This is a genomic window from Bacillus sp. NP247 (assembly GCF_018966865.1).
Lineage (GTDB): Bacteria > Bacillota > Bacilli > Bacillales > Bacillaceae_G > Bacillus_A.
In genome coordinates this window covers 2880388-2905158 of record NZ_CP076653.1, presented here as the reverse complement: position 1 = coordinate 2905158, position 24771 = coordinate 2880388, and the positions used below count along the sequence as shown (strand labels likewise).

General features: G+C 35.2%; 27 protein-coding genes and 1 pseudogene. 5 read left to right on the top strand and 23 right to left on the bottom strand.

Annotation, left to right across the window (positions count from 1 at the left end):
• Nucleotides 1–42: 42 nt before the first annotated feature.
• The 8 genes from hppD to KPL75_RS15345 form a co-directional block, all read right to left on the bottom strand.
• Entirely contained in the window at nucleotides 43–1161 is a 1119-nt protein-coding gene (gene hppD, locus KPL75_RS15380) for a 4-hydroxyphenylpyruvate dioxygenase (protein WP_219916886.1), read from the bottom strand.
• A gap of 309 nt (nucleotides 1162–1470) precedes the next feature.
• Nucleotides 1471–1581, bottom strand: a complete 111-nt coding sequence (locus tag KPL75_RS15375) for a DUF3948 family protein (protein ID WP_001083697.1) — start codon at nucleotides 1579–1581, stop codon at nucleotides 1471–1473.
• Between the two features lie 42 nt (nucleotides 1582–1623).
• On the bottom strand, nucleotides 1624–1731 hold the full coding sequence (locus tag KPL75_RS15370) for a DUF3948 family protein (protein ID WP_000664237.1): 108 nt from the start codon (nucleotides 1729–1731) through the stop codon (nucleotides 1624–1626).
• A 43-nt stretch (nucleotides 1732–1774) separates the two neighbouring features.
• On the bottom strand, nucleotides 1775–1891 hold the full coding sequence (locus KPL75_RS15365; RefSeq protein WP_219916885.1) for a DUF3948 family protein: 117 nt from the start codon (nucleotides 1889–1891) through the stop codon (nucleotides 1775–1777).
• Nucleotides 1892–1925: 34 nt separating this feature from the next.
• On the bottom strand, nucleotides 1926–2036 hold the full coding sequence (locus KPL75_RS15360) for a DUF3948 family protein (protein ID WP_001058532.1): 111 nt from the start codon (nucleotides 2034–2036) through the stop codon (nucleotides 1926–1928).
• 43 nt (nucleotides 2037–2079) lie between these two features.
• The gene (locus KPL75_RS15355; protein WP_001058532.1) at nucleotides 2080–2190 is read right to left on the bottom strand and encodes a DUF3948 family protein; all 111 of its coding nucleotides are present in this window, start codon (nucleotides 2188–2190) and stop codon (nucleotides 2080–2082) included.
• Between the two features lie 43 nt (nucleotides 2191–2233).
• The gene (locus KPL75_RS15350; RefSeq protein ID WP_001058532.1) at nucleotides 2234–2344 is read right to left on the bottom strand and encodes a DUF3948 family protein; all 111 of its coding nucleotides are present in this window, start codon (nucleotides 2342–2344) and stop codon (nucleotides 2234–2236) included.
• Between the two features lie 43 nt (nucleotides 2345–2387).
• Entirely contained in the window at nucleotides 2388–2507 is a 120-nt protein-coding gene (locus KPL75_RS15345; RefSeq protein WP_219916884.1) for a DUF3948 family protein, read from the bottom strand.
• A gap of 465 nt (nucleotides 2508–2972) precedes the next feature.
• Here KPL75_RS15345 and KPL75_RS15340 point away from each other — a divergent pair, with 465 nt between their 5' ends.
• Nucleotides 2973–3845, top strand: a complete 873-nt coding sequence (locus tag KPL75_RS15340) for a Cof-type HAD-IIB family hydrolase (RefSeq protein ID WP_219916883.1) — start codon at nucleotides 2973–2975, stop codon at nucleotides 3843–3845.
• 35 nt (nucleotides 3846–3880) lie between these two features.
• On the opposite strand, the gene KPL75_RS15335 is transcribed toward KPL75_RS15340, so the two are convergent.
• The 6 genes from KPL75_RS15335 to KPL75_RS15310 form a co-directional block, all read right to left on the bottom strand.
• Nucleotides 3881–4846 carry an ABC transporter ATP-binding protein gene (locus KPL75_RS15335; protein ID WP_219916882.1) on the bottom strand — a complete coding sequence of 322 codons (966 nt, stop codon included), beginning with the start codon at nucleotides 4844–4846 and terminating at the stop codon, nucleotides 3881–3883.
• Nucleotides 4843–5823 carry an ABC transporter ATP-binding protein gene (locus tag KPL75_RS15330; RefSeq protein ID WP_219916881.1) on the bottom strand — a complete coding sequence of 327 codons (981 nt, stop codon included), beginning with the start codon at nucleotides 5821–5823 and terminating at the stop codon, nucleotides 4843–4845. Before KPL75_RS15330 ends, KPL75_RS15335 begins: the two co-directional genes overlap by 4 nt.
• A gap of 10 nt (nucleotides 5824–5833) precedes the next feature.
• A complete protein-coding gene (opp4C, locus tag KPL75_RS15325; protein ID WP_219916880.1) occupies nucleotides 5834–6757 on the bottom strand; it encodes an oligopeptide ABC transporter permease in 924 nt (307 codons plus the stop codon).
• Nucleotides 6758–6770: 13 nt separating this feature from the next.
• Nucleotides 6771–7727, bottom strand: a complete 957-nt coding sequence (locus KPL75_RS15320; protein WP_219916879.1) for an ABC transporter permease — start codon at nucleotides 7725–7727, stop codon at nucleotides 6771–6773.
• 103 nt (nucleotides 7728–7830) lie between these two features.
• Nucleotides 7831–9558 carry an ABC transporter substrate-binding protein gene (locus KPL75_RS15315; protein WP_219916878.1) on the bottom strand — a complete coding sequence of 576 codons (1728 nt, stop codon included), beginning with the start codon at nucleotides 9556–9558 and terminating at the stop codon, nucleotides 7831–7833.
• Nucleotides 9559–9801: 243 nt separating this feature from the next.
• Entirely contained in the window at nucleotides 9802–11505 is a 1704-nt protein-coding gene (locus tag KPL75_RS15310; RefSeq protein ID WP_219916877.1) for an ABC transporter substrate-binding protein, read from the bottom strand.
• A gap of 235 nt (nucleotides 11506–11740) precedes the next feature.
• On the opposite strand from KPL75_RS15310, the gene KPL75_RS15305 reads away from it, so the two are divergent.
• Nucleotides 11741–11938: a hypothetical protein gene (locus KPL75_RS15305; RefSeq protein WP_002151361.1), complete on the top strand. Its 198-nt coding sequence runs from the start codon at nucleotides 11741–11743 to the stop codon at nucleotides 11936–11938.
• Between the two features lie 16 nt (nucleotides 11939–11954).
• On the opposite strand, the gene KPL75_RS15300 is transcribed toward KPL75_RS15305, so the two are convergent.
• From KPL75_RS15300 to KPL75_RS15270, 7 genes are all read right to left on the bottom strand, one after another.
• Nucleotides 11955–13100 carry an ABC transporter permease gene (locus tag KPL75_RS15300; protein ID WP_219916876.1) on the bottom strand — a complete coding sequence of 382 codons (1146 nt, stop codon included), beginning with the start codon at nucleotides 13098–13100 and terminating at the stop codon, nucleotides 11955–11957.
• 11 nt (nucleotides 13101–13111) lie between these two features.
• Nucleotides 13112–14308 carry an ABC transporter permease gene (locus KPL75_RS15295; protein WP_219916875.1) on the bottom strand — a complete coding sequence of 399 codons (1197 nt, stop codon included), beginning with the start codon at nucleotides 14306–14308 and terminating at the stop codon, nucleotides 13112–13114.
• 15 nt (nucleotides 14309–14323) lie between these two features.
• Nucleotides 14324–15256 (bottom strand): ABC transporter ATP-binding protein, encoded by a 933-nt coding sequence (locus KPL75_RS15290; protein WP_002151356.1) that lies wholly within the window; start codon nucleotides 15254–15256, stop codon nucleotides 14324–14326.
• Nucleotides 15257–15394: 138 nt separating this feature from the next.
• On the bottom strand, nucleotides 15395–16051 hold the full coding sequence (locus KPL75_RS15285) for a response regulator (protein WP_219916874.1): 657 nt from the start codon (nucleotides 16049–16051) through the stop codon (nucleotides 15395–15397).
• The gene (locus tag KPL75_RS15280; RefSeq protein WP_219916873.1) at nucleotides 16048–17241 is read right to left on the bottom strand and encodes a sensor histidine kinase; all 1194 of its coding nucleotides are present in this window, start codon (nucleotides 17239–17241) and stop codon (nucleotides 16048–16050) included. Before KPL75_RS15280 ends, KPL75_RS15285 begins: the two co-directional genes overlap by 4 nt.
• Nucleotides 17242–17392: 151 nt before the next feature.
• On the bottom strand, nucleotides 17393–19285 hold the full coding sequence (gene abc-f / locus KPL75_RS15275; protein WP_219916872.1) for a ribosomal protection-like ABC-F family protein: 1893 nt from the start codon (nucleotides 19283–19285) through the stop codon (nucleotides 17393–17395).
• Between the two features lie 124 nt (nucleotides 19286–19409).
• A complete protein-coding gene (locus KPL75_RS15270; RefSeq protein WP_002139888.1) occupies nucleotides 19410–19544 on the bottom strand; it encodes an RAxF-45 family protein in 135 nt (44 codons plus the stop codon).
• A 419-nt stretch (nucleotides 19545–19963) separates the two neighbouring features.
• On the opposite strand from KPL75_RS15270, the gene KPL75_RS15265 reads away from it, so the two are divergent.
• Both KPL75_RS15265 and KPL75_RS15260 read left to right on the top strand, forming a co-directional pair.
• Nucleotides 19964–20092, top strand: coding sequence for a spore coat protein B (locus KPL75_RS15265; RefSeq protein WP_219916871.1), 129 nt, complete (start codon nucleotides 19964–19966; stop codon nucleotides 20090–20092).
• Nucleotides 20093–20226: 134 nt separating this feature from the next.
• Nucleotides 20227–20940, top strand: a pseudogene (locus KPL75_RS15260) (DUF4931 domain-containing protein); the annotation flags it as partial.
• A 249-nt stretch (nucleotides 20941–21189) separates the two neighbouring features.
• On the opposite strand, the gene KPL75_RS15255 reads toward KPL75_RS15260, so the two are convergent.
• Complete coding sequence (locus tag KPL75_RS15255) at nucleotides 21190–21720, bottom strand: transglycosylase SLT domain-containing protein (protein WP_219916870.1); 531 nt, start codon at nucleotides 21718–21720, stop codon at nucleotides 21190–21192.
• 248 nt (nucleotides 21721–21968) lie between these two features.
• Here KPL75_RS15255 and KPL75_RS15250 point away from each other — a divergent pair, with 248 nt between their 5' ends.
• Nucleotides 21969–23618: a DUF2334 domain-containing protein gene (locus tag KPL75_RS15250; RefSeq protein ID WP_219916869.1), complete on the top strand. Its 1650-nt coding sequence runs from the start codon at nucleotides 21969–21971 to the stop codon at nucleotides 23616–23618.
• A 35-nt stretch (nucleotides 23619–23653) separates the two neighbouring features.
• Here the strand turns inward: KPL75_RS15250 and KPL75_RS15245 are convergent, their stop codons facing one another.
• The gene (locus tag KPL75_RS15245) at nucleotides 23654–24421 is read right to left on the bottom strand and encodes a TatD family hydrolase (protein WP_219916868.1); all 768 of its coding nucleotides are present in this window, start codon (nucleotides 24419–24421) and stop codon (nucleotides 23654–23656) included.
• Nucleotides 24422–24771: the final 350 nt, after the last annotated feature.

Sequence of the window (24771 nt, the reverse complement as noted above, 5' to 3'; positions counted from 1 at the left end):
AATTTCCACCAACAAAGGAACTCTTGCTGGTGGATACAAATTTTATAAATTTCCGCGACGCTCTTGTTCTCTTTCAATTGATTCGAATAACGCTTTAAAGTTCCCTTCGCCAAATCCACGAGAACCTTTACGTTGGATAATTTCAATAAATAGAGTTGGACGATCTACAATTGGTTTCGTAAAGATTTGTAATAAATAACCTTCTTCGTCACGGTCTACTAGAATCTTCAATTCTTTTAACTTATCAATTTCTTCATCAATTTTCCCCACTCGTGCAGTTAACTCATCGTAATACGTATCTGGCGTATCTAAAAACTCCACGCCATTTGCACGAAGCACTTCAATTGTTTTTACAATGTCACTTGTTAATAAAGCGAGATGCTGTACACCCGCTCCGTTATAGAACTCTAGATATTCTTGAATTTGTGACTTTCTTTTTCCGTCTGCTGGTTCATTAATTGGAAACTTAATACGGCTTCCATTCGTCATCACTTTTGACATTAGTGCCGAATACTCTGTGCTAATATCGTCATCATCAAAGTGAATCATTTGTTTAAATCCCATGACGTTCTCATAATAACTAACCCATTCTTCCATCTTCTCAACGTTACCAACAACATGGTCTACAGCAATTAAACCGGATTCTTCAAATGGAATATTAAACTCAACCTTTTGGAATCCTGGCATAAATGTTCCTTTATAATTTTTACGCTCTACAAGCGTGTGAATTGTATCACCATACGTACCAATAACCGCTTTTTTCAATGTACCGTCCTCATCTGTTAACTCCTCAGGTGGAGCAATTGCGACGGCACCACGTTTCACCGCTTCCGAATATGCTTTATCAACATCATCAACAAGTAAAGCTACATCTTTCACGCCGTCACCATGAGTCTTTACAAACTCTGCGATACGATTATCGCTACCTAGGGCTCCGGACACAACAAAACGCATATTTTTTTGCACAAGCACATAAGATACCTTTTCACGGTTTCCTGTTTCTAATCCAGAGTAAGCCACGATTTTGAATCCGAACGCTCTCGCAAGGTAATAACTCGATTGCTTTGCATTCCCTACGTAAAACTCCAAATGATCTACATCACGTACCGGAAAAAAGTCCTCCATTTGTGCAGCTAGCGTATCCATAGATTTTTGTTTCATAATATCTTCATCCCCCTGTAAATAGATTAAATGGTCCATACTTAAAACCAACCGAAAACGCTTCCAACATCAATTAATAGAAATTAGTTAGCAAGCTAACAAATTCTGACCTTTAAAATTTTCTATCTTTTCTGTCAAATTCCTCTTTTTTTCTTACATATAAAATTCGACTTTTTTCTCTTTAAAGTAATGGGGAATATTAATACTTGAGGATATATATGAGAGGAAAATAAAAAAGACCCAAACATATTAACTACTTACTAATACGTTAGAGTCTTTATTTTTTTTGAATGATTGTATTTATATTTCTCATACTAATATATTTGCAAGGAATAGAATAAATGATGTTAATATTACTGCTCCGCCTAATGATCCTAATAAATCTGTTTTTGTTACTTGTAACACTTGTTCACTGTTCATATTCCTCATTCTCCTTTCATTTTGTACGATTTAAAACTTCTATTATACTAATACACTTGATAGAAATACGATTAATGCCGTTAATACCACTGCTCCACTTGCTGATCCTACGAAATCACCTTTTGTTACTTGTAATACTTGCTCTTTCATTTTTTCATTCTCCCTTCTTTTTTCTTTTGTTACAAAAATTCTATTATACTAATACGCTTGATAGAAATACGATTAACGCTGTTAATACTACTGCTCCACTTGCTGACCCTACGAAATCACCTTTTGTTACTTGTAATACTTGCTCTTTCATTTTTTTCATTCTCCCTTCTTTTTCTTTTGTTACAAAAATTCTATTATACTAATACGCTTGATAGAAATACGATTAATGCTGTTAATACTACCGCTCCACTTGCTGATCCTAAGAAGTCGCCTTTTGTTACGTTTAATACTTGCTCGTTGTTCATAATTTTCATTCTCCCTTCTCTTATTTTTGTTATAAAACTTCTATTATACTAATACGCTTGATAGAAATACGATTAATGCTGTTAATACTACCGCTCCACTTGCTGATCCTAAGAAGTCGCCTTTTGTTACGTTTAATACTTGCTCGTTGTTCATAATTTTCATTCTCCCTTCTCTTATTTTTGTTATAAAACTTCTATTATACTAATACGCTTGATAGAAATACGATTAATGCTGTTAATACTACCGCTCCACTTGCTGATCCTAAGAAGTCGCCTTTTGTTACGTTTAATACTTGCTCGTTGTTCATAATTTTCATTCTCCCTTCTCTTATTTTTGTTATAAAACTTCTATTATACTAATACGCTTGATAGAAATACGATTAATGCTGTTAATACTACTGCTCCGCTTGCTGATCCTAAGAAGTCGCCTTTTGTTATGTTTAATACTTGCTCGTTGTTCATATCATTCATTCTCCTTTTTTATAAGTTATCTATATGTAATTACTAAGAAATGATTAGTTCATAGTTTTCATGTTAACGTTACATTAAAATTAATCACGTAACGTTTGTAACATTAATGTAACATAACTATTATTACGTTGCAATATAATTACGTAAATTTTATTACACTTTTTTTACGTTTTTTTAAATAAATACTCAAAAACCTTGTTTTAATGCGTTTTCTACTACACTCACATTTGTAACACTTGTGTAACATTACGGTCATAAAGCGAAATATAATATTATTCATCTCTATTTCGTTACAAAACAAAGTGAAACTTTAATCAGCGAGGGTTCCATTCCCTACTGATTATTCCCCCTCACCAATCGAGCTTTTACTGGCAATTAATGCGGGATAGAATACTATCTTTCCAAGATAAGTTTATATGTTTCCTCTATATAACTATGTATAATGGAAACAAAGAGGTGGTCATTTTGAAATTAATCGCACTAGATATGGATGGTACACTACTATCATCTAATCTTGAAATCTCCAAAGAGAACTTACAAGCTATCCAAACCGCAAAAGAAGCTGGTCATATTGTAATGATTTGTTCTGGCCGCGCGAAAGAGGATGCTTTGAAATTATTGGAAGAATATAAACTATCTCTTCCAGTTGGAGCAAGCAATGGGGCAATTGTTTATGTGGACGGAAAAGTAATTAACTCGCGTTGTTTACAAAATGATAAAGTATACAAGCTTGCAAAATTACTAGAATCTGAAGGTTTCCCATATAAGTTGTACACAAATAAAGGGGTTTATTCTCCTTATACATGGCAAGGTCAAGTCATGCAGGCATTCGAAGAAAATAAGCATGCACTAGATGTTACACTTGAGGAACTTGAAAGAATTACAGAAAAACAAAAGAAATCTAACTTAATTACTGATTTCCAAAAAATCGAAGATGTCGTAAATAATCCAGAATTAGAAATATCTAAATTCTTCATTTTAACATTTAATGCTGCTCATCGTTCACAGCTATTACAAACTTTACAAGGAGATACGGACATTTCAGTTACGGCATCCGCTCCTACTAATGTAGAAATTATGGATAAGCATGGCCATAAAGGCAATGGTTTGCAAGAAATGGCAGCTTATTTCAATATATCAATTGAAGATACTGTTGCAATCGGCGATAACTTTAATGACGTGCCAATGTTACAAGTTGCTGGTTTATCTGTTGCAATGGGAAACGCTGAAGAAGATGTAAAAAAACTATGTGATGTTGTAACATTAACAAACAATGAACATGGTGTTGCTCATGCAATCGAGCAATTTGTATTGAAACAAACTTCATCTAGTAAATAAAAAAAGGACTCTTTCAATTTGAAAGAGTCCTTTTTTTATACATGATGACAAGCAACAAAGTGCTCTTCACCAACATTACGAAATTCTGGTACTGTTTTTTTACAAACATCTGTCGCAAACGGACAACGTGTATGAAAACGACAACCTGAAGGTGGATTCGCTGGACTTGGAATATCACCCTCTAGTATAATTCGCTCTCGCTTCACTGTTGGATCTGGTATTGGTACAGCCGATAACAAAGCTTTTGTATACGGATGAAGTGGATTCGCAAATAACTCATCACGTGTTGCTGTTTCCACAATAGTTCCTAAATACATAATCCCAATTTTTGTACATAAATGCTCCACTACACTTAAATCATGTGAAATGAATAAATAGGATAATCCCTTTTTCTCCTGTAATTCACTAAACAAATTAATGATTTGCGCTTGAATAGATACATCTAATGCCGCAACAGGCTCATCAGCTACAATAAATTCCGGATCTAATACCATAGCCCTTGCGATAACGATACGCTGACGTTGTCCACCAGAAAACTCATGAGGATATCGGTCAATATGATATGGAGCTAAACCACATAACTCCAATACTTCTATCACCTTTTCACGAACATTTTCCTTCGTCGCTAGCCCATGAGCCAACATTGGCTCACCAAGTGCTTCTCCAATTCTCATTCTTGGATTTAATGAGCTAAATGGATCTTGGAACACGAGCTGCATATTAGGACGGTGCTTTCTCAGCTCCTCTTTTGATAAAGCATGAACATCTTGACCTTTAAACTTCACTTCACCTTCTGTTTTTTGAACGAGACGGAGAATTGTTTTACCTATCGTCGTCTTCCCACTTCCAGACTCTCCTACTAGGCCAAACACTTCTCCTTTATCAATTGTAAAGCTTACCCCATCTACCGCTTTCACATGTCCAATCGTTCTACTAAATACGCCGCCCTTAATCGGAAAATACGTTTTTAAGTTCTTCACTTCTAATAATGGTTCACTCATTGCCCAGCACGCTCCTCATATAACCAACAAGCTACTTTATGATCCTCGTCATGCACATTAAGATTTGGCGCTTCATTTTTGCATATTTCCATGCAATGTTCACAGCGGCCACTAAAGTAGCAAAACTCATCTAAGCCAACCAAATTAGGAACTTGCCCTGGAATAGAATAAAGTTTATCTGTTCGTTGCCCCATTACTGGTTTTGATTTTAGCAGCCCTTGCGTATATGGATGTTTCGGATTTTGAAAGATCTCTAGTACCGGTGCCTCTTCAATAACTTTTCCACCATACATAACGACAACATAATCGGCCATTTCCGCTACAACACCTAGATCATGTGTAATTAATAAAATCGATGTTTTAAATTCCTCTTTTACTTGTCTTAGTAAATCTAATATTTGAGCTTGAATCGTAACATCAAGAGCAGTTGTCGGTTCATCTGCAATTAATAACTTTGGATTACAGCTAAGTGCAACAGCAATCATAATACGTTGTAACATTCCACCGCTCAGCTCATGCGGATAAGAATGGACAATTTCATCAGCACGAGCTATACCGACTTTACGAATTAATTCGATCGCTTTCTTATATGCTTCGTTCTTGCTAAGTAGCTCATGCTCTCTTAACGTTTCTACAATTTGTTCTCCTACAGTGAAGACCGGATTTAGCGATGTCATCGGTTCTTGGAAAATCATCGCAATGTCATTGCCTCGTAAACTACGAAGCTCTTTCTCTTTCATACCTAAAAGACTTCTTCCTTCATATAAAATATCTCCACCTACTACACTGCCTGATTCAGCAATAAGTCCCATAATAGATAGCGCAGTTACACTCTTCCCGCAGCCCGATTCGCCTACTACACAAACTGTTTCACCTTCTCGAACTGAAAAGCTAACATGATTGACAGCCTTTACTGTACCTTCTTCCGTCTGAAAGTGTGTTTGTAAATCCTTTAGCTCTACTACTGCTTTACTCATGCTTCCTCACCTACCGCTTCATCTTTGGATCTAATGCATCACGAAGTGCATCGCCAAGTAAATTAATTGATACAACTGTTATAAAGATTGTAAAACCGGGTGGAATCCATAACCACGGACGCTTTTGGAAATCGATTAATGAGTTTGCTGAGCTAATCATATTTCCCCACGATGGTGTAGGTGGAACGACACCAAGGCCTAGATAGCTTAGTGCAGACTCTCCTAAAATAGAACCCGCAACACCTAATGTTGATACAACAATTAATATTGGCAAAACATTTGGGATTAAATGATATACAATTTTCCGATAATCTTTTATCCCTAGTACATCAGCAGCTTGCATAAACGATTGTTCTCGAAGCGATAAAATTTGCCCCCGTACGAGACGGGCAAGTCCTGGCCAACCTACTAAACTTAAAATAATCATAATGACGTAAAGACGATAATCAGATGGTACTTTCCATTCTGATAAAATAGCACCCATTATAATAAGTAACGGTAATCCCGGCATCGACATTAAAATATCGGCAAGACGCATTATAATATTGTCGACGATACCACGGTAAAAACCTGCAATAGCTCCTAATAAAGCACCTAATATAACTGATAACACCATTGAAGCTAAGCCAATTGTTAATGAAATCCGCCCCGCTTGCATCAGCCTCGTTAAAATATCTCTTCCTAATTGATCCGTACCAAGCCAATGAGAAAAACTAGGTGGCTTGTTAATTAGCGCAACTTGTATTTTCCCTGATGCATACGGTGAAAAGAATGGACCGATAAAACAAAATAAAAACATAAAAACTAATGCATAAAACCCTATAAGTGCCATTTTATTTTTCTTTATCCTTTTAAAAGCTTGCCTCCACGGCGATGATTCATTTCGTCTTTTCTTTTTTACTTTTTTCTCTGTAATTGCGGTAACAGTTCCCATCTCTTTCCCCCCCTTACTTCAACCGAATACGTGGATCAACAACTGCATATACAACATCCGCTAAAAAGTTTGAAACAATTGTTAAACAAGAAAGAAACATCGTAAATGCCATTAATACTGTATAATCACGGAAATTAAGTGCTTCTAATTGAATATTACCGATACCTGGCCAGTTAAAAATTTGTTCAATAATAATTGCCCCTGAAAACAATCCTGGTAACTCAAATGCAAGCAATGTAATAGCCGGCAAAATTGCATTTTTTAATGCATGTTTATAAATAACTGTCTTCTCCTTTAAACCTTTTGCTCTAGCCGTTCGAATGTAATCTTGCCGTACAACCTCTAACATACTCGTTCTAAAATAACGAGTTAATGAGCCTACTCCAAGAAGTGTCAAAATAAATACTGGTAAAACCATATGCTTTGCAACTTCTATTACGTAAGCAAGCCCCGTCGAATTACTCCCAACATCAATCATCCCGCCTATCGGTAATAACTTAAAGTCAACCGCGAACACTTTAATTAAAAACAAACCGATAAAGAATGAAGGGAATGACATCGCTGCAAAGACACCAATTGTTACAAGCTTATCGAATAAGGAATGCTGCTTTGTCGCTGAAAACACGCCGATAATAAGTGCAATTAGCCAAATAAAGAACAATGCAATAACCGCAACAATAAACGAATTCCATATAAATTTATTTAATAATGACGTTACAGGTTCTTGATATTGAAGAGAAAAACCAAAGTCCCCCTGCAATGCATTACCTAGCCAGTGAAAATATCGCTCAACAATTGGTTTATTCAATCCATACAATTCCCTAAGTTCAGCTGCTCTTTCCGGTGTAATCTTCGGGTTTGAATCAATATAATCTCCTGGAAGAAGTGCGAACAGGAAGAAGATAATAATTGATGCACCCAACAGTGTAGGAATCATTTGTAACAGCCTACGAATGATATATGTTTTCACCCTTTTTCTCTCCAATCTTATGCTTAAAATAGAAGAACATTTTTTCAAAACGACATACTACTTGCCGAATGAAAAAATGTCTTCTATTTATACATTCTTATCGTTATTTTTCGATAGATAATACTGGCAAGTTTGCACTAATACTATTGTACTTTTCAGGGTCAATTCCTTTTATATTCCCGTTGTATCCTGTAATTGTCCTACGGTAGTTTAATAGAATTACTGGTGGGTCATCACTTAATTCTTTATACAGTTCTTTATAAATTGGTTTACGTTTTTCAATATCAACTGTCTCAATACCCTTTTTAATTAACTCATCTACTTTCGCATTTTTATAACCAAGACTCTTCTCATTGACACCAGATAAATATTCACCAGCTGTTTCACTTGGGTCACTTGTAATCGGTGTCGAAACAGAAGCTAAATCATAGTCACCTTTGTTTACCTTCGAAAGCATAGTATTAAAGTCCATAAATTCAGGATTAAATTCTACACCTATCTCTTTATAATTCTCTTTGGCAATTGGAATTAGTAGATCACTATCTTTAGCCGAACTTGGGCCGAAATAAGAAAGCTTTAATTTTTGACCATCTTTTTCACGAATTCCATCCGAACCAGCTTTCCATCCCGCTTCATCTAATAATTTTTTCGCTTTTTCTTTATCGTATTCATATTTATTAACCCCTTCTTCCGTATAAGCCCAAGAAGTCGGATGGATTGGTACGTTAGCTACTGTACCGTATCCTTTTAATGCTGTATCAACATACTTTTTGCGATCTAATCCATAAATAAGTGCTTGGCGAACCTTTTTATCCTTTAAGTACGGTTTATTATTATTCATATAAATATAATTAAATGATGCCGCTGTTTCGATTTGAATGTTCGCGAATTGTAAACCTTTCGCCTGTTCAAGAATTTCATCACCAGTACCTAGACCAGTGTAGTCAACTTCACCTGTTTGGAATAATTGTAGTTTTGTATCACCAGCAGTAATTTTATAAATGAAGTTTAGAATTTTCGGCTTACCTGCATAATAATTTTCGTTTGCTACAAAACGAACTTCTTGACCTGGGATATACTTTTCAAATTTATATGGACCTGCAGCTATCGGTTTTCCATATAACTCTTTTAAATAATCTAAACTTGTATTTTGTTTATAGTCTTTTCCATAATACGCTTTTGATAACACTGGTCCACCTAAAGCAGTTAGTGTCTGCGAATTAACTTTTTCAGTCGTAATTTTAATTGTCTGTGGATCAACAACTTGAATTCCTTCAATAGAAGTTGCTTTTCCTTCTTTATATTCTTTACCACCTTTAACAGCATATTGAGAAATGTCTATTTCACCTTCATATGCCTTATCATGTAAAAGCGTCAATGTGAACGCTACATCATCTGCTGTTAATGGTGAACCATCGCTAAATTTTAAATCTTTACGTAAATGGAATGTATATGTTAACTGATCAGAAGAAACATCCCACTTCTCAGCTAATTCTGGAGTTGGCTTTCCTTGTTTATCTGTCGATACAAGAGACGCAAAAATAACAGAGGTTACATTTCCATCCCAACCATTTTGCTGGAAGTATGGTAAAAAGACACCACCCGGTTTACTAATCCCAACAACTAACGTGTCTTTTCGATTTTTTGCTTTATCAGGTACTTTCGTCTTATCTGTAGCAGCAATCTTTTCGATTTTTATATTTTTTAAATCTTGCTGTTTAACTGGTTCTGTAGAAGCCGTATCTTCTTGTCCCCCGCAAGCAGATAACACAAACGAACTACTCAGTAATACTGAAAATACACCAGCCCATTTTTTTGTCTTTTTCTTCATTGTCCCCACCCTAACTTTTTTTTAATAATTACACTTTATGAACTGCTTGCCTTATGTATGCCTCCCACAGCAACATTTTATAGCCAATCGGAAAAGTCGGTTTTGAACGTAAAAAAACAGATGTTTTTGAGGGGTAACAATCTTATTCCGACCTTTCCGGTAGACTTTATGGTTATTAGCTTATATCTTTCAGTATATTTTGTCAATTATTTCTATATAAATATTTTGAGAGTTCTCCAAAAATTATTGAGCAATATTCAATTTAGGTAAACTTAACAATATACCATTATAGTTATCTTCTTGTAATCCTTGAATTCGCGCGTTATGAGCAGATACCACTTTACTATTATTTAAGAAAATCACTGGTGGATCTTCACTTAATTCTTGATACAATTTCTTATAAATCTCTTTCCGTTTCTCAATATCTAACGTTTGTAGCGCCTCTGTTGCTAGTTCATCCACTTTCGGATTATGATACCCATCGTAGTTTCGTTTACTTGTCGAAACAAATTCCTCAATTGTCCCACTCGGATCATCAATCATCGGTGTGGACACCATCGCTAAATCATAATCTCCTTTAATTACCTTGGAAATCATCGTATTAAAGTCCATGTATTCTGGGTTAAAATCTACCCCAAGCTTTTTATAATCTTCTTTCATAACAGGGATCATTACATCATTGATTTTACTTGCAGAAGAAGCAAAATAACTTACCTTCAATTTTTGACCATCTTTTTCACGAATTCCATCTGAACCAACTTTCCATCCAGCTTCATCAAGTAATTTCTTTGCCTTTTCTAAATTATATTCGTATTTATTAATCCCTTCTTCTGTATACGCCCAAGAAACTGGTGTAATTGGTACATTGACGAGTGAAGCATAACCTTGGAAATACGTATCAATTACCTTTTGGCGTTCTAATCCGTAAATAAACGCTTGGCGAACACGTTTATCTTTAAAGTATGGTTTCTTATAATTCATTTTAATGTAGCCGTAAGAACTTCCTGTATACACATTAATATTAGCGAAACCTAACTCTTTTAATTGCTCGATTGTCTCCACATTTGTCGTAAATCCATCATAATCTACTTCTCCCGCTTGAAACTGTTGCAAATTCGTATCACCTTTTGTAATTTTATAAATAAAGTGCTCAATCTTCGGTTTACCTTCAAAATAATTTTCATTTGCTACAAAACGAATTTCTTGACCTGGAATATATTTATCTAGTTTATAAGCTCCTGCTCCCATCGGTTTTCCATATAGCTCTTTTAAATACTCTAAATTCCCTTGCTTATATTCTTTACCGTAATAAGCTTTTGATATAACTTCTCCACCAATTAACGATAATGTTTGGGCATTTACCTTTTCAGTTGTAATCGTAATTGTTTTCGGATCGATGACTTGAATCCCCTCAATAGATGTAGCCTTTCCTTCTTTATATGCTTGCCCACCCTTTATTGCGGTTTGGCTTATATCAGTTGCTCCGCTATACACCGGGTCATGTAGTAACGTTAATGTAAATGCTACATCATCTGCAGTTAACGGCGAACCATCACTAAACTTCAAATCATCTTTCAAGTGGAACGTATATGTAAGCTGATCCTCCGAAATATCCCACTTCTTCGCCAAAATGGGAATTGGTTTCCCTTCCTTATCCAATCCAACAAGAGGCGCAAATATAGCTTGCGTTATATTACCATCCCATCCATTTTCCATAAAATGCGGAAGGAATATCCCGCCAGGGCTCGGCATTCCAATTACAAAAGTATCTTTTCTTTCTTTTGCCTTTGCTGGACTTTTTGCTTTGTCACTCGCCTTAATAAACTCATCTTTTACTTTCGGCATCTTTGCTGCTTCATTTGTACTTTTCTCTTCTTGAGCGCATCCTGCTAATAAAACCGATGTACTAAGGAATGTAGCAAGTAACCCTTTCAAAGCCTTTCGCATAATTCTCACCCTTACTTTCCTGTTTTTTAATTAAGAGGGAACATAACGCCCCTTTCTGTAACTATTTTTATTTTACCTATAAAAATAGTATGAATTGATTTCAAGATTATTCCTTTTCAATAGGTATGTCAATCCTTACTAATTGTTTTCTCTCAAAAAAACAAAAAACACCTTCTATTACCTAATAGCCACGCATAGAATAATAACAATCAACTACCAAAAAGGGGGCGAAAACATGGACAACCTATTCCAATATGTCCTGCACTATATATTATTAACGATTATGATAGTCGGGGCACTATTACTATTCCCTTTCTTCCCAAAGTTCGTCCTCTTTTTAGCTTTTTTTATTATGCTCGGGATCGCTATTATAATTTCAACGAGAGAAGATGCCACACAAAAAGAAAGCAGAGTTCAGCGCGTAAAGCTGTGAACTCTGCTTTCTTTTTTCAGTCATAACGTATTCTTGTTAAACCAATTACGAAAAATACTCCTGCAAATAAAATGAGTATACCAATATATCCTCCTATATCTGCTAATGTACCTCCCCTTACAATTAACTCCGTAAAGCCACGCATCGCCCACGTTTGCGGAACAAAATTTGCCGCTGTTTGCATCCAAGCTGGTTCAATTTCAACCGGCCAATAAAGACCACTAATCATACATGTTGAAATTACAACGATATTACCTAGTGCTGACTGCTGTTCTGTTGTTTTTACTATACTTGCCAATAATAAAGCTAGACCAATGACGGTTAATAACAATACTGAAACGAGTGTAATAACCCCTAATAAATTTCCCCACTGCACATCAAATAATGAATGCGTTAATATCATTAAAACACCAAATTGAATCCACCCTATTAAAAAGAAGGAAAGGATATAACCTGCTAGTATTTGAACTTTTGAAACTGGTGTCCCTAATAAACGAGACCAAACCCCAAGTTGTCTAGCTTTCAAAATAGTTCCCGTCACACTTAACATGACAATCATGACGAATAGAATTGAAAAACCTGCCGCTCGACCTGTAACGTTATTTAACTTTTGATCATCATGTAAAATCGATTCTTTTTGAATCGAAACAGGATTTACTTTTGTATAAATTGTTTCATACATCGTTTCCCACGGAGTGTTACTTTTCTTCTCAAAATCTCTTGCTGCACTAACTTCTATCTCCATCTTTTTTAATGCACTTGCTAATACTTGCTCTACAGAAGCTCCACCAGTGAAATCAGCACTGGCTTGAAATTGAATATTTTCTACCTTTCTATCTAGCATACTCTTTTGAAAATTTTTTGGAATGATGATTATACCAGATGATTTCTTGTTTTCGATCCTCTGTTTCCCTTCCGCATACGTTACCTTCTCTATAGAAATTAAATCACTTTTCTTTATTTCCTCATAATACTTGCTAGATAATACAGAACCATCTTTATCTACTAAACTAACATTTACTTTCTCATTCCCACTTCCACCTAAAAGCCCACCGAAAATAAGTGTGAAAATAATAGGCATTCCAAACATGAGTATATAACTTTGTGGCTTAATTAAGATTTGTTTTAATTCTAGCCAACAAAGTGCCCAAACCTTCTTCATCATTTCCCCTCCTATCTCGTACGTAAACGTAACGTTCCAATCATAACGGAGATAATTCCTGCACTACATAAACTTAAAATAATAGGGAGTAGCACATCCCAAGATGTTCCCGACATAATATTTAAGAAGCTTGTAAGTGCCCATTTATTTGGAACAATATTCGCAACTGTTTGAAGCGTATCGGGAAATACGTAAATCGGTAACATTGATCCACCTAATATAGCTAATATTTGAATGCCGATTCCCCCCATTAAATCTGCCGTTTTTTCCTCACGGATAAAGGCTGCAATTAGCATGGATAAACCAGAAACACAAATTGCATACGAAACCCCTAACACTATTATTTGAGACACGTCTTCGCCCCATTCCACATGAAACATAAAGTGTGTAGCAACTATAAATATTCCAAATTGTATACAGGCAAATAGTAATGTACCTAAAAACTTCCCGAATAAAATTGAAAATGAGCTCGTCGGTGTACTGAACAACCGCGCCAACGTTTCGGTTCGTTGCTCTGTTACAACTGACTTCGCACCTACTGTTATGTTATATAGTAAAAACATGACTAACATCGCTGCTGCATAATATTGCATCGCTGCAACTGTTTTTTTACCTATCGTTCCTTTTTGGATGTTATCCACACTTGCAGTTGCTATCGTCTGGAGACTTCCACTTACTTCTTTTGCAACTTGTGCTACATCACCATGCTGAGATTTCGCTAATTCTGTTACAACACTTTTAGTAGATACTGCGACTGTTTGAACACGTTCTGAAAAAGAGCGGATCATTGATTCGGCAATTTTCGCTTGTATATCTTTTGATGGGTCTATAAGCACCTTTGGTTCTTTTAATTTTCCATCTTGTATTTGTTCGCTCCATTTATTTGGGATGACAATTCCTACATCGATTTTCTTTTCCTTTAACATATCTTCAAGCTCTTCCTGAGAGTTAACTACATTTACTTTCACATCATCTTTTATTTCTTTAGATTGCAGTACATCTTTTTGAAAGACATCTGCAAACTCATCCGTTCCCCCTTGATAATAGCCAATTACTGTTTTCGGTAATCCACCACTATCAAATACATTACTTAACGCTGAACCTAAAATCGCTGTTAATAAAAGCGGCATAATTAACATCATCATAAATCCGCGGCGATCAATTAAACGGATTTTTAAATCTTTCCATGCAATAATGAAACTTTTCATCTCGCACTAACCTCCTTAATCACGCAGTGAACGTCCTGTTAATTGTAAAAAGAGTGCCTCTAAATTCGGTTCTTGTACTTCCAGTTTTAAAATTTGAGCTTTGTTCTCAACAACTTCTGAAACAACTGTACCAATTGCCTCGCTACCATTTAGTCCAATGTCAATTGTGCTATTATCTTCGTCAAAAATAATCCGCTCAACAACAGGTAGTGCTTTCAACTTTTGTAGCAGTTCCGTACTATAGCGATTTAATTGCAATTTCACTATAAATCCATCTGTTAGACGATTACATAACTCTCTTTTCGTTCCTAGTGCAATTACCTTTCCGTGATCAACGATGGCAATTCGCTCACATAAATACTCAACTTCTTCCATGTAATGACTCGTATAAATGACCGTCATACCTTTTTCATTTAACTTTTTAACAGTCTCTAAAATATGATTTCTCGATTGCGGATCAATCCCGACTGTCGGTTCATCCATAATTAATAACTCTGGTTCGTGCATCAGTGCTGCACCAATATTAATACGCCTTTTCATTCCACCTGAAAATGTTTCAATTTTATCTTTTCCCCGATCCTGTAAACCGACGTAAGCTAACACTTCCTCTGCACGCTCTTTTGCAACTTTTCCATTTAAACCGTACATCTTTCCCCAAAAAATCAAATTTTCCTTTGCTGAAAGTGTCGGATACAGCGCAATGTCTTGCGGGACAATACCGATTTTCTTTTTCGCTTCTAATGGATACTCTTTTACAGATTTCCCACCAACTTTTATATCACCACTATCGTATGGAATTAACCCGCAAATCATTGATATCGTCGTTGATTTCCCCGCTCCGTTTGGTCCAAGCAATCCAAATGTTTCACCTTTTTTCACTTCAAAAGAAACATTCTTTACGATTTCCTTCTTGCCAAATGATTTCGTAATATGATCTATGACTAACATATTGATTCAGCCCCTTTGCATTCATCTACACTTTCATTGTAGAAAAATTTCTTCTTCTCTCCATCACCCTTGAGATAGAAATACAAAATAAAAAAGCAGCAAATTCCGCTGCTTTTTCACACTTATATATGCCAAAAGTCATGTGTATGTCGTAACACCATATCTTACTGCGTATATTGCTGCTTGTGTTCGATCCCTCAGTTCTAGCTTACTAATCAAATTAGAAACGTGATTCTTTACAGTTCCCTCTGTAATGAATAACTTTTCAGCAATCTCTTTATTATTTAAACCAAGCCCAATTTCCCTTAAAACATCTACTTCTCGCTCAGTTAATTGTTTTAGTTGTTCTGGTGGGTTACACTCTACTGCCACTTTCTTCTTTTTTAATTCCTCTATAATTTGCGCTGTTATATCCTGAGGAAGCACAACCCCGCCACTATGCACCGTTAAAATTGCTTGCGCGATTGCATCTGTCTCCATATCCTTCAATAAATAACCACTCGCCCCTTGCTCCAATGCTTCAAAAATAAGCTCACTATCACTAAAAGTCGTCAACATAAGAACCTTTATATGAGGGAACTGTTCTCTAACTAAACGTGTTCCTTCAACACCATTCATACGAGGCATCCGAATATCCATCAAAATAATTTCAGGATGTAGCTCTTTCACTTTTTGTATCACTTCGTCTCCATCCGTAGCCGTTCCCACTACTTCGAGTTCTGGACGTAAATTTAATAACATCGCTAAACCATCACGAATGAGTGATTGATCATCAACAATCATAATGCGAATCATACCGTTCCCCCTATTAACCATGTTTTCTCCTGAAGCGGAAATTCAATCTGTAACTGGAAGCCTTTTTCTATCTCACTCTCAAATTGAATAGTTCCACCATGTTCCTCTACACGTTCTTTCATATTAAGTAAACCAAAACCTGGACTTACCTCGTTGACTCCCACACCATTATCCGAAATACAGAGTTTAACTTGTTTCATTGAACAAGTTAAACTCACTTCACATAAACTCGCTTTCCCATGACGTTTTGCATTTGTTAAAGACTCTTGCATAATACGAAGTAATGTAGGGTGTAGCGACAATGGAATTGTAACAGGATCTCCTTGCAATCGAAAAGATGCTTGTACTTTCGTCATTTTAGAATATTCATTCAACATTCCACGCATATTTTCTACTATGTTTCCTAGTTTACTTTCCTCTTTTAAAGCATGAACAGAAGCTCTTACTTCTTGAAGTGACTTTCTAGCCAGTTCATAACATGTATGTAAAACCGTTTCTGTCGTATCTGAGTTTTGCTTCCATAGTGCTTCCGCTAGTTGCAACTGCACAAGCAAAGCTGTCATATTATGACCGACGGTATCATGAATTTCTCGGGCAATATCATTTCGCTCCCGAACCGCTGTCAATTCCTCTACCTCTTTGGCATATAGCCTTAACTGTTCATGTGCTTCTTTTAAAGCTGTATGAGATAATGCTAATTCCCCATATTGCTCATCTACCATTTGCCTAGCAGCTGTAAGTTTTTTTATTAAGTTTCCAGCTAAAGCACTAAAAATGATAAACATAAAGTTAATTGCATTACTCTCCAATTCCAAACTCCCTGTATGTTGGTACGTATGCATTATATTTATAAACCAACAAAGAAAGAAAAAAGCGATGAAAAAATAAGTCATACTTTTACGCCAATCATGAATAAATAATCCTACCGCATCAATTCCAAATATAATTAAATACAAACATGTCTCGGGAAATAAAAATCCTAATAATGCTGTGACAATACCGTTTGCGAGCAAGGTATAAAAAATGAGTTTCCTACTCTCTTTTGCTTTTACAAGTAAAATATGATTCACAATATAAATGAAAAGTGCAATACCGACAAAAATTTGTAAATTTGCTGTTTCACGTGAAACATGATTTGCGTAAACGAAACAAATCATAACGATTGTAGCAATCCGCGCGTATCCTAACATAAAATTCTCCTCACATTTTAATAACCTAAAGTTCGTCTCGTTATCGCATCAACAAGAAAATTATACCAATTTTTTCTCTTTCCTTATAGAAAAAAGAACAAGCCCTCCCTCAAAATATGAGAAAACAACTTGCTCTTCCATTCTATTTTCTTTACCCCACAATATTCTCTAACTCATTATATAACTCCGCTCGTAAAAACTCTTTTTTCGTTTTTTCTTCATACAATTGTTCAAGCATTTCAACATCAACTACATGTTCCATTTTACATTCAAGTGCATATATATCTTCTTCTATATGCATTAACTCGCTTTCAACTTCCTCTAAATTCCTAGCCTTCTTCTTTTTTATAGGCATTACTTCTAACGCTCTATTCCCTTGCTGTTGCTGTTGCTGCTTCTGTTTTGCTACTTGTTTCTCAATTATTTCTTCCCACTTTTGACGAGCCCATGCATAGTTCCCTGCAAACTCAAATAATTTGTGCTCATCAATCCAATATGTCTTTTCAAACAATTTATTTAAGAAATAACGATCATGTGAAACAGCTAAAATCGTCCCGTTATATTGTTCAAGGGCTTCCTCTAAAACTTCCCTTGATTCAATATCAAGATGATTCGTCGGTTCATCTAAAATGAGAAAGTTAACATCTTGATACATAAGTTGCGCGAGTCTTAACCTCATTTTTTCTCCACCGCTAAGTTGCGTTACTTTCTTAAAAACAGCTGGACCATAAAATAAAAATCGCGCTAATATATGTCTTGCTTCTCCCTCAGTTACAGCTACACAATCTCTGAAAGCTTCCAATACATTGTTCTTCATATTCCCGTACGCATGTTGCGATAAATAACCGATTTTCACACTACTACCAATCCGAATTTCACCAGTATCTTGCTTCATTTCTTCTAGTAGTAATTTTAATAACGTAGTCTTTCCTGTACCGTTACGTCCAACGATAGCTGCGCGCTCCTGAAAACGAATATGCAAATTTACTTTCTCGAATAAAGATCTGTCAGCAAATCCTTTACTCACTTCTTTCATTACAACAACATCTTTCCCGCTTCTCTCTTGCCCTTCAAACTGAAGTCCCATCTGTTTTCTATCCAAAATGGGTCTCTTTAGTTTCTCTATGCGCTCTAATGCACGTTCCATATTTCTCGCTCTCTTATGCAATCCTTCATTCGGCGGATTCGCTTGATTTGCCCATTCTCGCAAGCGCTTAATTGCTTCTTTCATTTTCTTTATTTTCTTTTGCTGTTCTTGATACGCTTGAAATTCTTGAAGCAATCTTTCTTCCTTTTCCTCAACAAACTGTGAATAGTTCGTATGATATACGTGAATTTCTCCATCTTCTAAATCAAAAATTTTCGTTACAACTTCATCTAAGAAATAGCGATCATGTGAAATGACCATAACTGTTCCTATATACTCTTTTAGAAATTGCTCTAACCACTCGACTGCAAATAAGTCCAGATGATTTGTTGGTTCATCTAATAAAAGTAAATCTGGTTTCTGCAATAGCATGTACGCAAGGCTTACTTTTGTTTGTTCTCCACCACTTAACTCCATAAATGATCGGGGAAATAGTTCCGTCACCTGTAGACCATTTGCTACCTTCATAATATTCGCTTCTATTTCATAACCACCGAGAAACGCGTACCTTTCTTGAATTACTCCGTATCTCTCCATCAATTTTTGTAAAGCAGATGATTCCTGTTCTTCCGCCATATTTTTTTCTAAAGCATGCATTTCTCTTTCTAATTCCTTTTCTGCTTTAAACGCGGAACTCAATACATCATATACAGTCATATCCTCATCAAATTTTGGAATTTGTGCCACATGACCAATACGTGTACCCTTCTTCATATGAATGGCCCCTGCATCCACATTCTCCATTCCTGTTAGTAGTTGAAAGATTGTTGTCTTCCCACTACCGTTACGACCAACTAACCCAACACGTTCACCATTCTTTACTTCAAGCGATATATTTTCAAATATGATGTTTCCACCAAAAGATTTCTTTACATTATGTACACTACAAATTGTCATTTTCCGTACTCCTTTCAATATAAAAAACCATGGGAAAGAAACGTTCCCCATGGTTTTTGGCATAGAAAAAGGAAGCAAAATAGCTCCCTTTTCACACGTTTATCAAAAATGGGTGAAGAGATTTCTATCGTTCAATAGCTACTATGCAATTGTTAAAAAAGGGCATACGTATCCCGTTAACAACTACATCATGAAAAATCGCACGACAAATATAGATATAATCTAAAAATTTTGCGCGCGTAGCTAAAGAACATTTCATCTCATTCACTCCTTTCGTACGGAATTTAATACTTACTTCTTTATTATACTTTCCCATTTCATGTTTGAATAGTCATTTTTCTGAAAATAATGAAGATAGACTAAACATTTCAATAAGTGACATCAAATCTTACAAAACTGTTATGTTCACGTAATGGAAAGCGATAGTACGAAAAGACGCCTCCCTATACAATAAAGATGTAAACAAGAGAGACAAATAAAGGAGGAAACAATCATGATAAAAGAAATCGTAAAAGTAATCTTTGAGGTATTAGTGAACGGACAATCAGTTGTAAAAGAATTAAACGAACTATAACAGGGAGGAAAGAACTATGATGAACATGGTAAAAATGGTTTTACACGCTTTAGTCGATGCAAAAGCAGTTAGCCAAGAATTAAACCAACAATAAAAAGGGGTATATGAATATGAAGAAAGCCATTATTGTAATCGCAAGTACAGCAATTGCCTTATACACAATGAAAAATAGAAAAAAGAAACAAAATGAAAATGCTCTATATTATCCATACACACTATTAAAGAAAAAATAAAAGACAAGGTACCCTATTGTAATAAGGATATCTTGTCTTTTATTTTTGCTCTATTTCCTTTAAAGGATTTCCCCCTCCTTTTCCCGAATGTATTAGACGGAAGTTTTACACACATTTAAAAGGGGTATAGAGAAATGGATACACAACAACTTTATTTTTTGAATGATATTGGCAAACAAAAACCAGAAAGTATTCGTAATAGAAGTGCTGCTTGTCCTTTTTGTGACAGAGAAAATTTAACTGATATTTTAGCAACCGAGGGTCCTATTATTTGGTTGAAAAATAAATTCCCTACACTAAAAGATACATTTCAAACTGTGCTAATTGAAACGGATAATTGTGATGATCATATCGCAACATATACAGAAGAACATATGAGATCACTAATTTGTTTTTCCATTAAACACTGGTTAGACTTACAGAAAAGTGATGAATTTACATCTGTTATTTTATATAAAAATCATGGTCCATTTTCAGGTGGAAGTTTGCATCATGCGCATATGCAAATTATCGGAATGAAATATGTAGACTATCTCGCAAACATAGAAAACGAAAATTTCCAAGGGGTAATTGTACAAAAAAACGAACGCATTGAACTTAATATTTCTGAGCGCCCCATTATCGGTTTTACTGAATTTAACATCATCATTGAAGATATTGCATCTATAGATGAAATGGCAAGTTACATTCAGCAAACTGTATGTTACATATTAACGGATTTCCATAAAGGGTGTAGTAGTTATAACTTATTCTTCTATCACCTAAACGGAAAAATCATTTGTAAAGTTGTTCCCAGGTTTGTAGTTTCACCGTTGTATGTAGGCTATAAAATACCGCAAGTTTCTACATAACTAGAAGATGTGAAAATACAATTAGCGCAGTATTTCACGAGGCAAGAGGATACAATTATTCATAGAAAAACAGAGTAGGTATAGAAAACCTACTCTTTTATCCCGCATTAACGGGCAGTAAAACTCCCACCTCAAAACTCGGCGAATCCGAGGAAGTTAGGTGGAAGATCAACTGCCCGTAAAAGCCCGATTGGTGAAGGCTAATAATCAGCGGTGGATGAACAAACTCCCCCGCTGATTAAAGTTTCACTTTATCACGCCTTTATTTCGATAGTATACATCCTCTAATCCGATGTTATACTTCATATTATTATCCGTCCATTCTGGCCCTAAATTCCCTGGCCATCCAGATGTATTCGCTATATATTTCAGTAATGCAAAATCAGTCAAACCTTTTTGCACCCCGCGCTTGTACCCTTTCATTAAATGCGGCATTGCAATTTGTGCATTTGTACGTGGATCTTTCAACTCTTCATCTGTTAAATGATCTGGTGCAAGCCCACCACCGCGATGTAATTGAAACAACCCGAATGAAGTCCCGTTATCTCCAACACTTCTTGGATTTAACCTACTTTCATGTTCGGCAATTGTAAGAGGTATCCATTCCGGAAGCTTTACTTTCTTTGCTTCCTCTATAATGATTTGTTTCATCTGTTTTGCTTCTTCTGAATCAACATAGCTTGTTTCATTCATTAGCTTACCCATTCCTTCAGACTTTCCTTGGAAATATAAATACACTCCAAGAACAACTAAAAATCCTACAAAGAATTTCTTCACTACCTCTACCTCTTTCTCCGCTGAAATTTGTCCCCTTTCAGCCTTCCCTTCACAATTACCTACACTCTATCATTCTCTTACTCTTTAATCATAGCAAATAACTATACATATTATCATCATGCTTTAGACCGATTTTGTGAAAAAACATATGGTAAATACGTGCAAAAATGTAACTTACATAGACTATAACTTATTTTTTGTATATAATTGTAAATTGAATTACATATATAGAATAGGAGAATACATAAATGAAAAGAACTCTACTAATCTTTTTCAGCATTTTACTACTCATTCCTATACATACCTCTGCGCAAACATCATCAAAACCAAAAGTACTCGTTTTGTATAGTACAGAAGACGATAAAATTACAAACAATGTACAAATCCTTAATACTCAGTTAGGACACTTTACAAATAATATAACAGTAAAAAATTTGAAAGAAATAAGTAAAAGTACTGATTCAACTTCTTATACACATATTGTTTATATCGGAGAGAAAAAAGAAGACCTTTCTACTGAAGTAAAACAATTTCTAGAAAACTTCTCAGGTCCAGTATTAGTTTTAGGACAAAATGTTGAACAATTATCTAATCGTTTTTCTTTCATTACCTCGAAAGAAACCGATATACGAATTCACACTATAGAATATCCGACTCGCCAGTTAAAAAATGAATTACATGAAGAACGCTTAATGAAGAAAGTTGAAACAAAAGGAACAACTCTTGCTAATGCCTTGAGTGCCGATGGAATCCATCCGTTAATCGTTCAGCAAGGAACATCCTATTATGTCGCGACTCCAAACCTTTTTGATTGGATGTCCCATTACGTCGGTGAAATGTTGTTTTCTTACTTCGGACAAGAGCCTATGACAAATAAAACTGCAGCTTATTTACGTCTTGAAGACGTTCACCCAGCTGTAGATGTAAAGCAATTAAAAGAAATTGCTGAATTACTAAAAGAGAAAAAGCTCCCTTATATGATTACCGTTATCCCTGTTTACAAAGATCCAGACACAGGAAAAACAGTACATTTAAAGGATAACTCTGAATTAATCGATGTTTTACGCTTTATGCAAGATAACGGCGGTTCTATCGTTATGCATGGTTACACCCATCAGTTTTATGATAGTGAAACTGGCGAAGGTTTTGAATTTTGGGATGTAAAAACAGATCAACCAATTCGCCAACCGAATCATGAAATACCAAAGCTAAAAGACGATTTTCAGTCTACAGAAGACTATACTAAATACGTAGAAAATGGAAAATCCTTCGAAGAAAAATATACTAAAGAGCATATTGAAAAAGGGATTACAGAGCTTGTAGGAGCAAAATTATATCCAGTTGCCTTTGAAGCTCCGCACTATACAATGTCTCAAAAAGGATATGAAATACTATCACAATATTTTTCAACTTATGTAGGACAACTACAACTAAACGATACAACTTGGAAATCAATGCACTCACCAGCATACACGAGTACACCATCATTTTTACATGGAATGAAATTAATGCCTGAAACAGTTGGATTTATTGAAGAAGATAAACCACAAACTATTACAAATATGAAAGAAAAAGCTTTATCTATTTCTAAATTATCCGATGGAATTATCGGTGCATTTTATCATCCTTACTTGGGCGTTAAACCATTAAAAGAGGTATTAAGGGAACTAGAAAGTATCCCAAACATAGAGTGGATTGATTTACAAAAAGAAACGAATGAAGTAAAAATGAAAGATATTCATATTACTACTAATAAAGACGGCATTCACGTTGAAAAACCAACAAGTATGAATGATATAATTGATTATATAAAACAATATGGATTCTTCCTTATAATTGGGTTCATTATAATTGTCTTTCTTTTATTATTAAGACGTGCGAAAAAATTAGAATCATAAAAAACACCAAGCGAGATGCTTGGTGTTTTTTGCTATCACTCAATAACTTGATACAATCGCACCGTATTCTCATATATTTGCTCTGCAACTTTCTCTACTGATATTTTTTTTATTATACTAATTTCTTGTAATACATCTTTTATCATATAAGGATGTGTCATCGTATCCTTCTGAAATTCCCATGGACCATCTGTTTCTACCATCATATATTTAAGCGGATAATACGAAACGATTTTTCTAATTTTCTCCTTATGTAAAACATCCGGTGTGATAGAAATATAATAACCGTTCCTCATCATCCGTTTCATTGTCGCTTCACTTCCTTTAAACCAATGGAAGTGTGCACGCGAAACTTTATATTCTTCAAGTAAATCACATACGATGTCAGCATCTTCATAAACTGCGTGTAATACAATCGGCAAATCATACTTACTAGCTAGTTCTATGAATCTTTTCAATACCGCTATGTATGAATGTATAGTAATACCTTCATCTTCTTTCCTTAAATAATACGGGAGTCCCACTTCACCAATCGCAACGATTTCCTCTACATGATCTTCAATTAATTTATAAATTTGCTCACATTCCTCTTTATTAATTGGCTGTTCCGGATGAAAACCTATTGCTGGATGTATAAAAGGATATTGCTTTACTAAAGATAGCGTTTCTTGACATGATTGATAATTCATAGATACTGCAATAAGCCCCTGTATCTCTTTACTGTTTTCCACATCTTTAATTAATCTACTTTTCTCTTCATTCTCATATTGGTCAACATGTATATGGCTATCAATCCATTTCATCTTTATGCCCCCATAAAAAAAACAAGAAAGGGTCTCCCTTCTTGTTTTATCATCTATATTAGTTAACAATTAAATTTGTTATTATATCAAATAATCCAATACATACTATGGCAACAGTAAAGTAGCTACAGAAATCTTTAATTGGAAACTTCACTACTTCTTCATTACTCATCCCAGTTTTCTCCCTTCTTAATATATCCCTAATTATTTTTTATCTATTTGTATCTATTATGCAAAAAATATGACAAAATTACTATCGAATTAACTTACGTAAACCTTACAATCTTGTAAGGTTTAAAAAAGAGCCTCATCTAAATAGAGATGAGGGCTATTAAAAATTCGTTGGTTTT

What these genes read in the sequence shown, in the direction of transcription:
- hppD (WP_219916886.1), bottom strand. Translation starts at nt 1,161, where the DNA reads ATGAAACAAAAATCTATGGATACGCTAGCTGCACAAATGGAGGACTTT.
- KPL75_RS15375 (WP_001083697.1), bottom strand. Translation starts at nt 1,581, where the DNA reads ATGAACAGTGAACAAGTGTTACAAGTAACAAAAACAGATTTATTAGGA.
- KPL75_RS15370 (WP_000664237.1), bottom strand. Translation starts at nt 1,731, where the DNA reads ATGAAAGAGCAAGTATTACAAGTAACAAAAGGTGATTTCGTAGGATCA.
- KPL75_RS15365 (WP_219916885.1), bottom strand. Translation starts at nt 1,891, where the DNA reads ATGAAAAAAATGAAAGAGCAAGTATTACAAGTAACAAAAGGTGATTTC.
- KPL75_RS15360 (WP_001058532.1), bottom strand. Translation starts at nt 2,036, where the DNA reads ATGAACAACGAGCAAGTATTAAACGTAACAAAAGGCGACTTCTTAGGA.
- KPL75_RS15355 (WP_001058532.1), bottom strand. Translation starts at nt 2,190, where the DNA reads ATGAACAACGAGCAAGTATTAAACGTAACAAAAGGCGACTTCTTAGGA.
- KPL75_RS15350 (WP_001058532.1), bottom strand. Translation starts at nt 2,344, where the DNA reads ATGAACAACGAGCAAGTATTAAACGTAACAAAAGGCGACTTCTTAGGA.
- KPL75_RS15345 (WP_219916884.1), bottom strand. Translation starts at nt 2,507, where the DNA reads ATGAATGATATGAACAACGAGCAAGTATTAAACATAACAAAAGGCGAC.
- KPL75_RS15335 (WP_219916882.1), bottom strand. Translation starts at nt 4,846, where the DNA reads ATGAGTGAACCATTATTAGAAGTGAAGAACTTAAAAACGTATTTTCCG.
- KPL75_RS15330 (WP_219916881.1), bottom strand. Translation starts at nt 5,823, where the DNA reads ATGAGTAAAGCAGTAGTAGAGCTAAAGGATTTACAAACACACTTTCAG.
- opp4C (WP_219916880.1), bottom strand. Translation starts at nt 6,757, where the DNA reads ATGGGAACTGTTACCGCAATTACAGAGAAAAAAGTAAAAAAGAAAAGA.
- KPL75_RS15315 (WP_219916878.1), bottom strand. Translation starts at nt 9,558, where the DNA reads ATGAAGAAAAAGACAAAAAAATGGGCTGGTGTATTTTCAGTATTACTG.
- KPL75_RS15310 (WP_219916877.1), bottom strand. Translation starts at nt 11,505, where the DNA reads ATGCGAAAGGCTTTGAAAGGGTTACTTGCTACATTCCTTAGTACATCG.
- KPL75_RS15305 (WP_002151361.1), top strand. Translation starts at nt 11,741, where the DNA reads ATGGACAACCTATTCCAATATGTCCTGCACTATATATTATTAACGATT.
- KPL75_RS15300 (WP_219916876.1), bottom strand. Translation starts at nt 13,100, where the DNA reads ATGAAGAAGGTTTGGGCACTTTGTTGGCTAGAATTAAAACAAATCTTA.
- KPL75_RS15295 (WP_219916875.1), bottom strand. Translation starts at nt 14,308, where the DNA reads ATGAAAAGTTTCATTATTGCATGGAAAGATTTAAAAATCCGTTTAATT.
- KPL75_RS15290 (WP_002151356.1), bottom strand. Translation starts at nt 15,256, where the DNA reads ATGTTAGTCATAGATCATATTACGAAATCATTTGGCAAGAAGGAAATC.
- KPL75_RS15285 (WP_219916874.1), bottom strand. Translation starts at nt 16,051, where the DNA reads ATGATTCGCATTATGATTGTTGATGATCAATCACTCATTCGTGATGGT.
- KPL75_RS15280 (WP_219916873.1), bottom strand. Translation starts at nt 17,241, where the DNA reads ATGTTAGGATACGCGCGGATTGCTACAATCGTTATGATTTGTTTCGTT.
- abc-f (WP_219916872.1), bottom strand. Translation starts at nt 19,285, where the DNA reads ATGACAATTTGTAGTGTACATAATGTAAAGAAATCTTTTGGTGGAAAC.
- KPL75_RS15270 (WP_002139888.1), bottom strand. Translation starts at nt 19,544, where the DNA reads ATGAAATGTTCTTTAGCTACGCGCGCAAAATTTTTAGATTATATCTAT.
- KPL75_RS15265 (WP_219916871.1), top strand. Translation starts at nt 19,964, where the DNA reads ATGAATATGAAGAAAGCCATTATTGTAATCGCAAGTACAGCAATTGCC.
- KPL75_RS15250 (WP_219916869.1), top strand. Translation starts at nt 21,969, where the DNA reads ATGAAAAGAACTCTACTAATCTTTTTCAGCATTTTACTACTCATTCCT.
- KPL75_RS15245 (WP_219916868.1), bottom strand. Translation starts at nt 24,421, where the DNA reads ATGAAATGGATTGATAGCCATATACATGTTGACCAATATGAGAATGAA.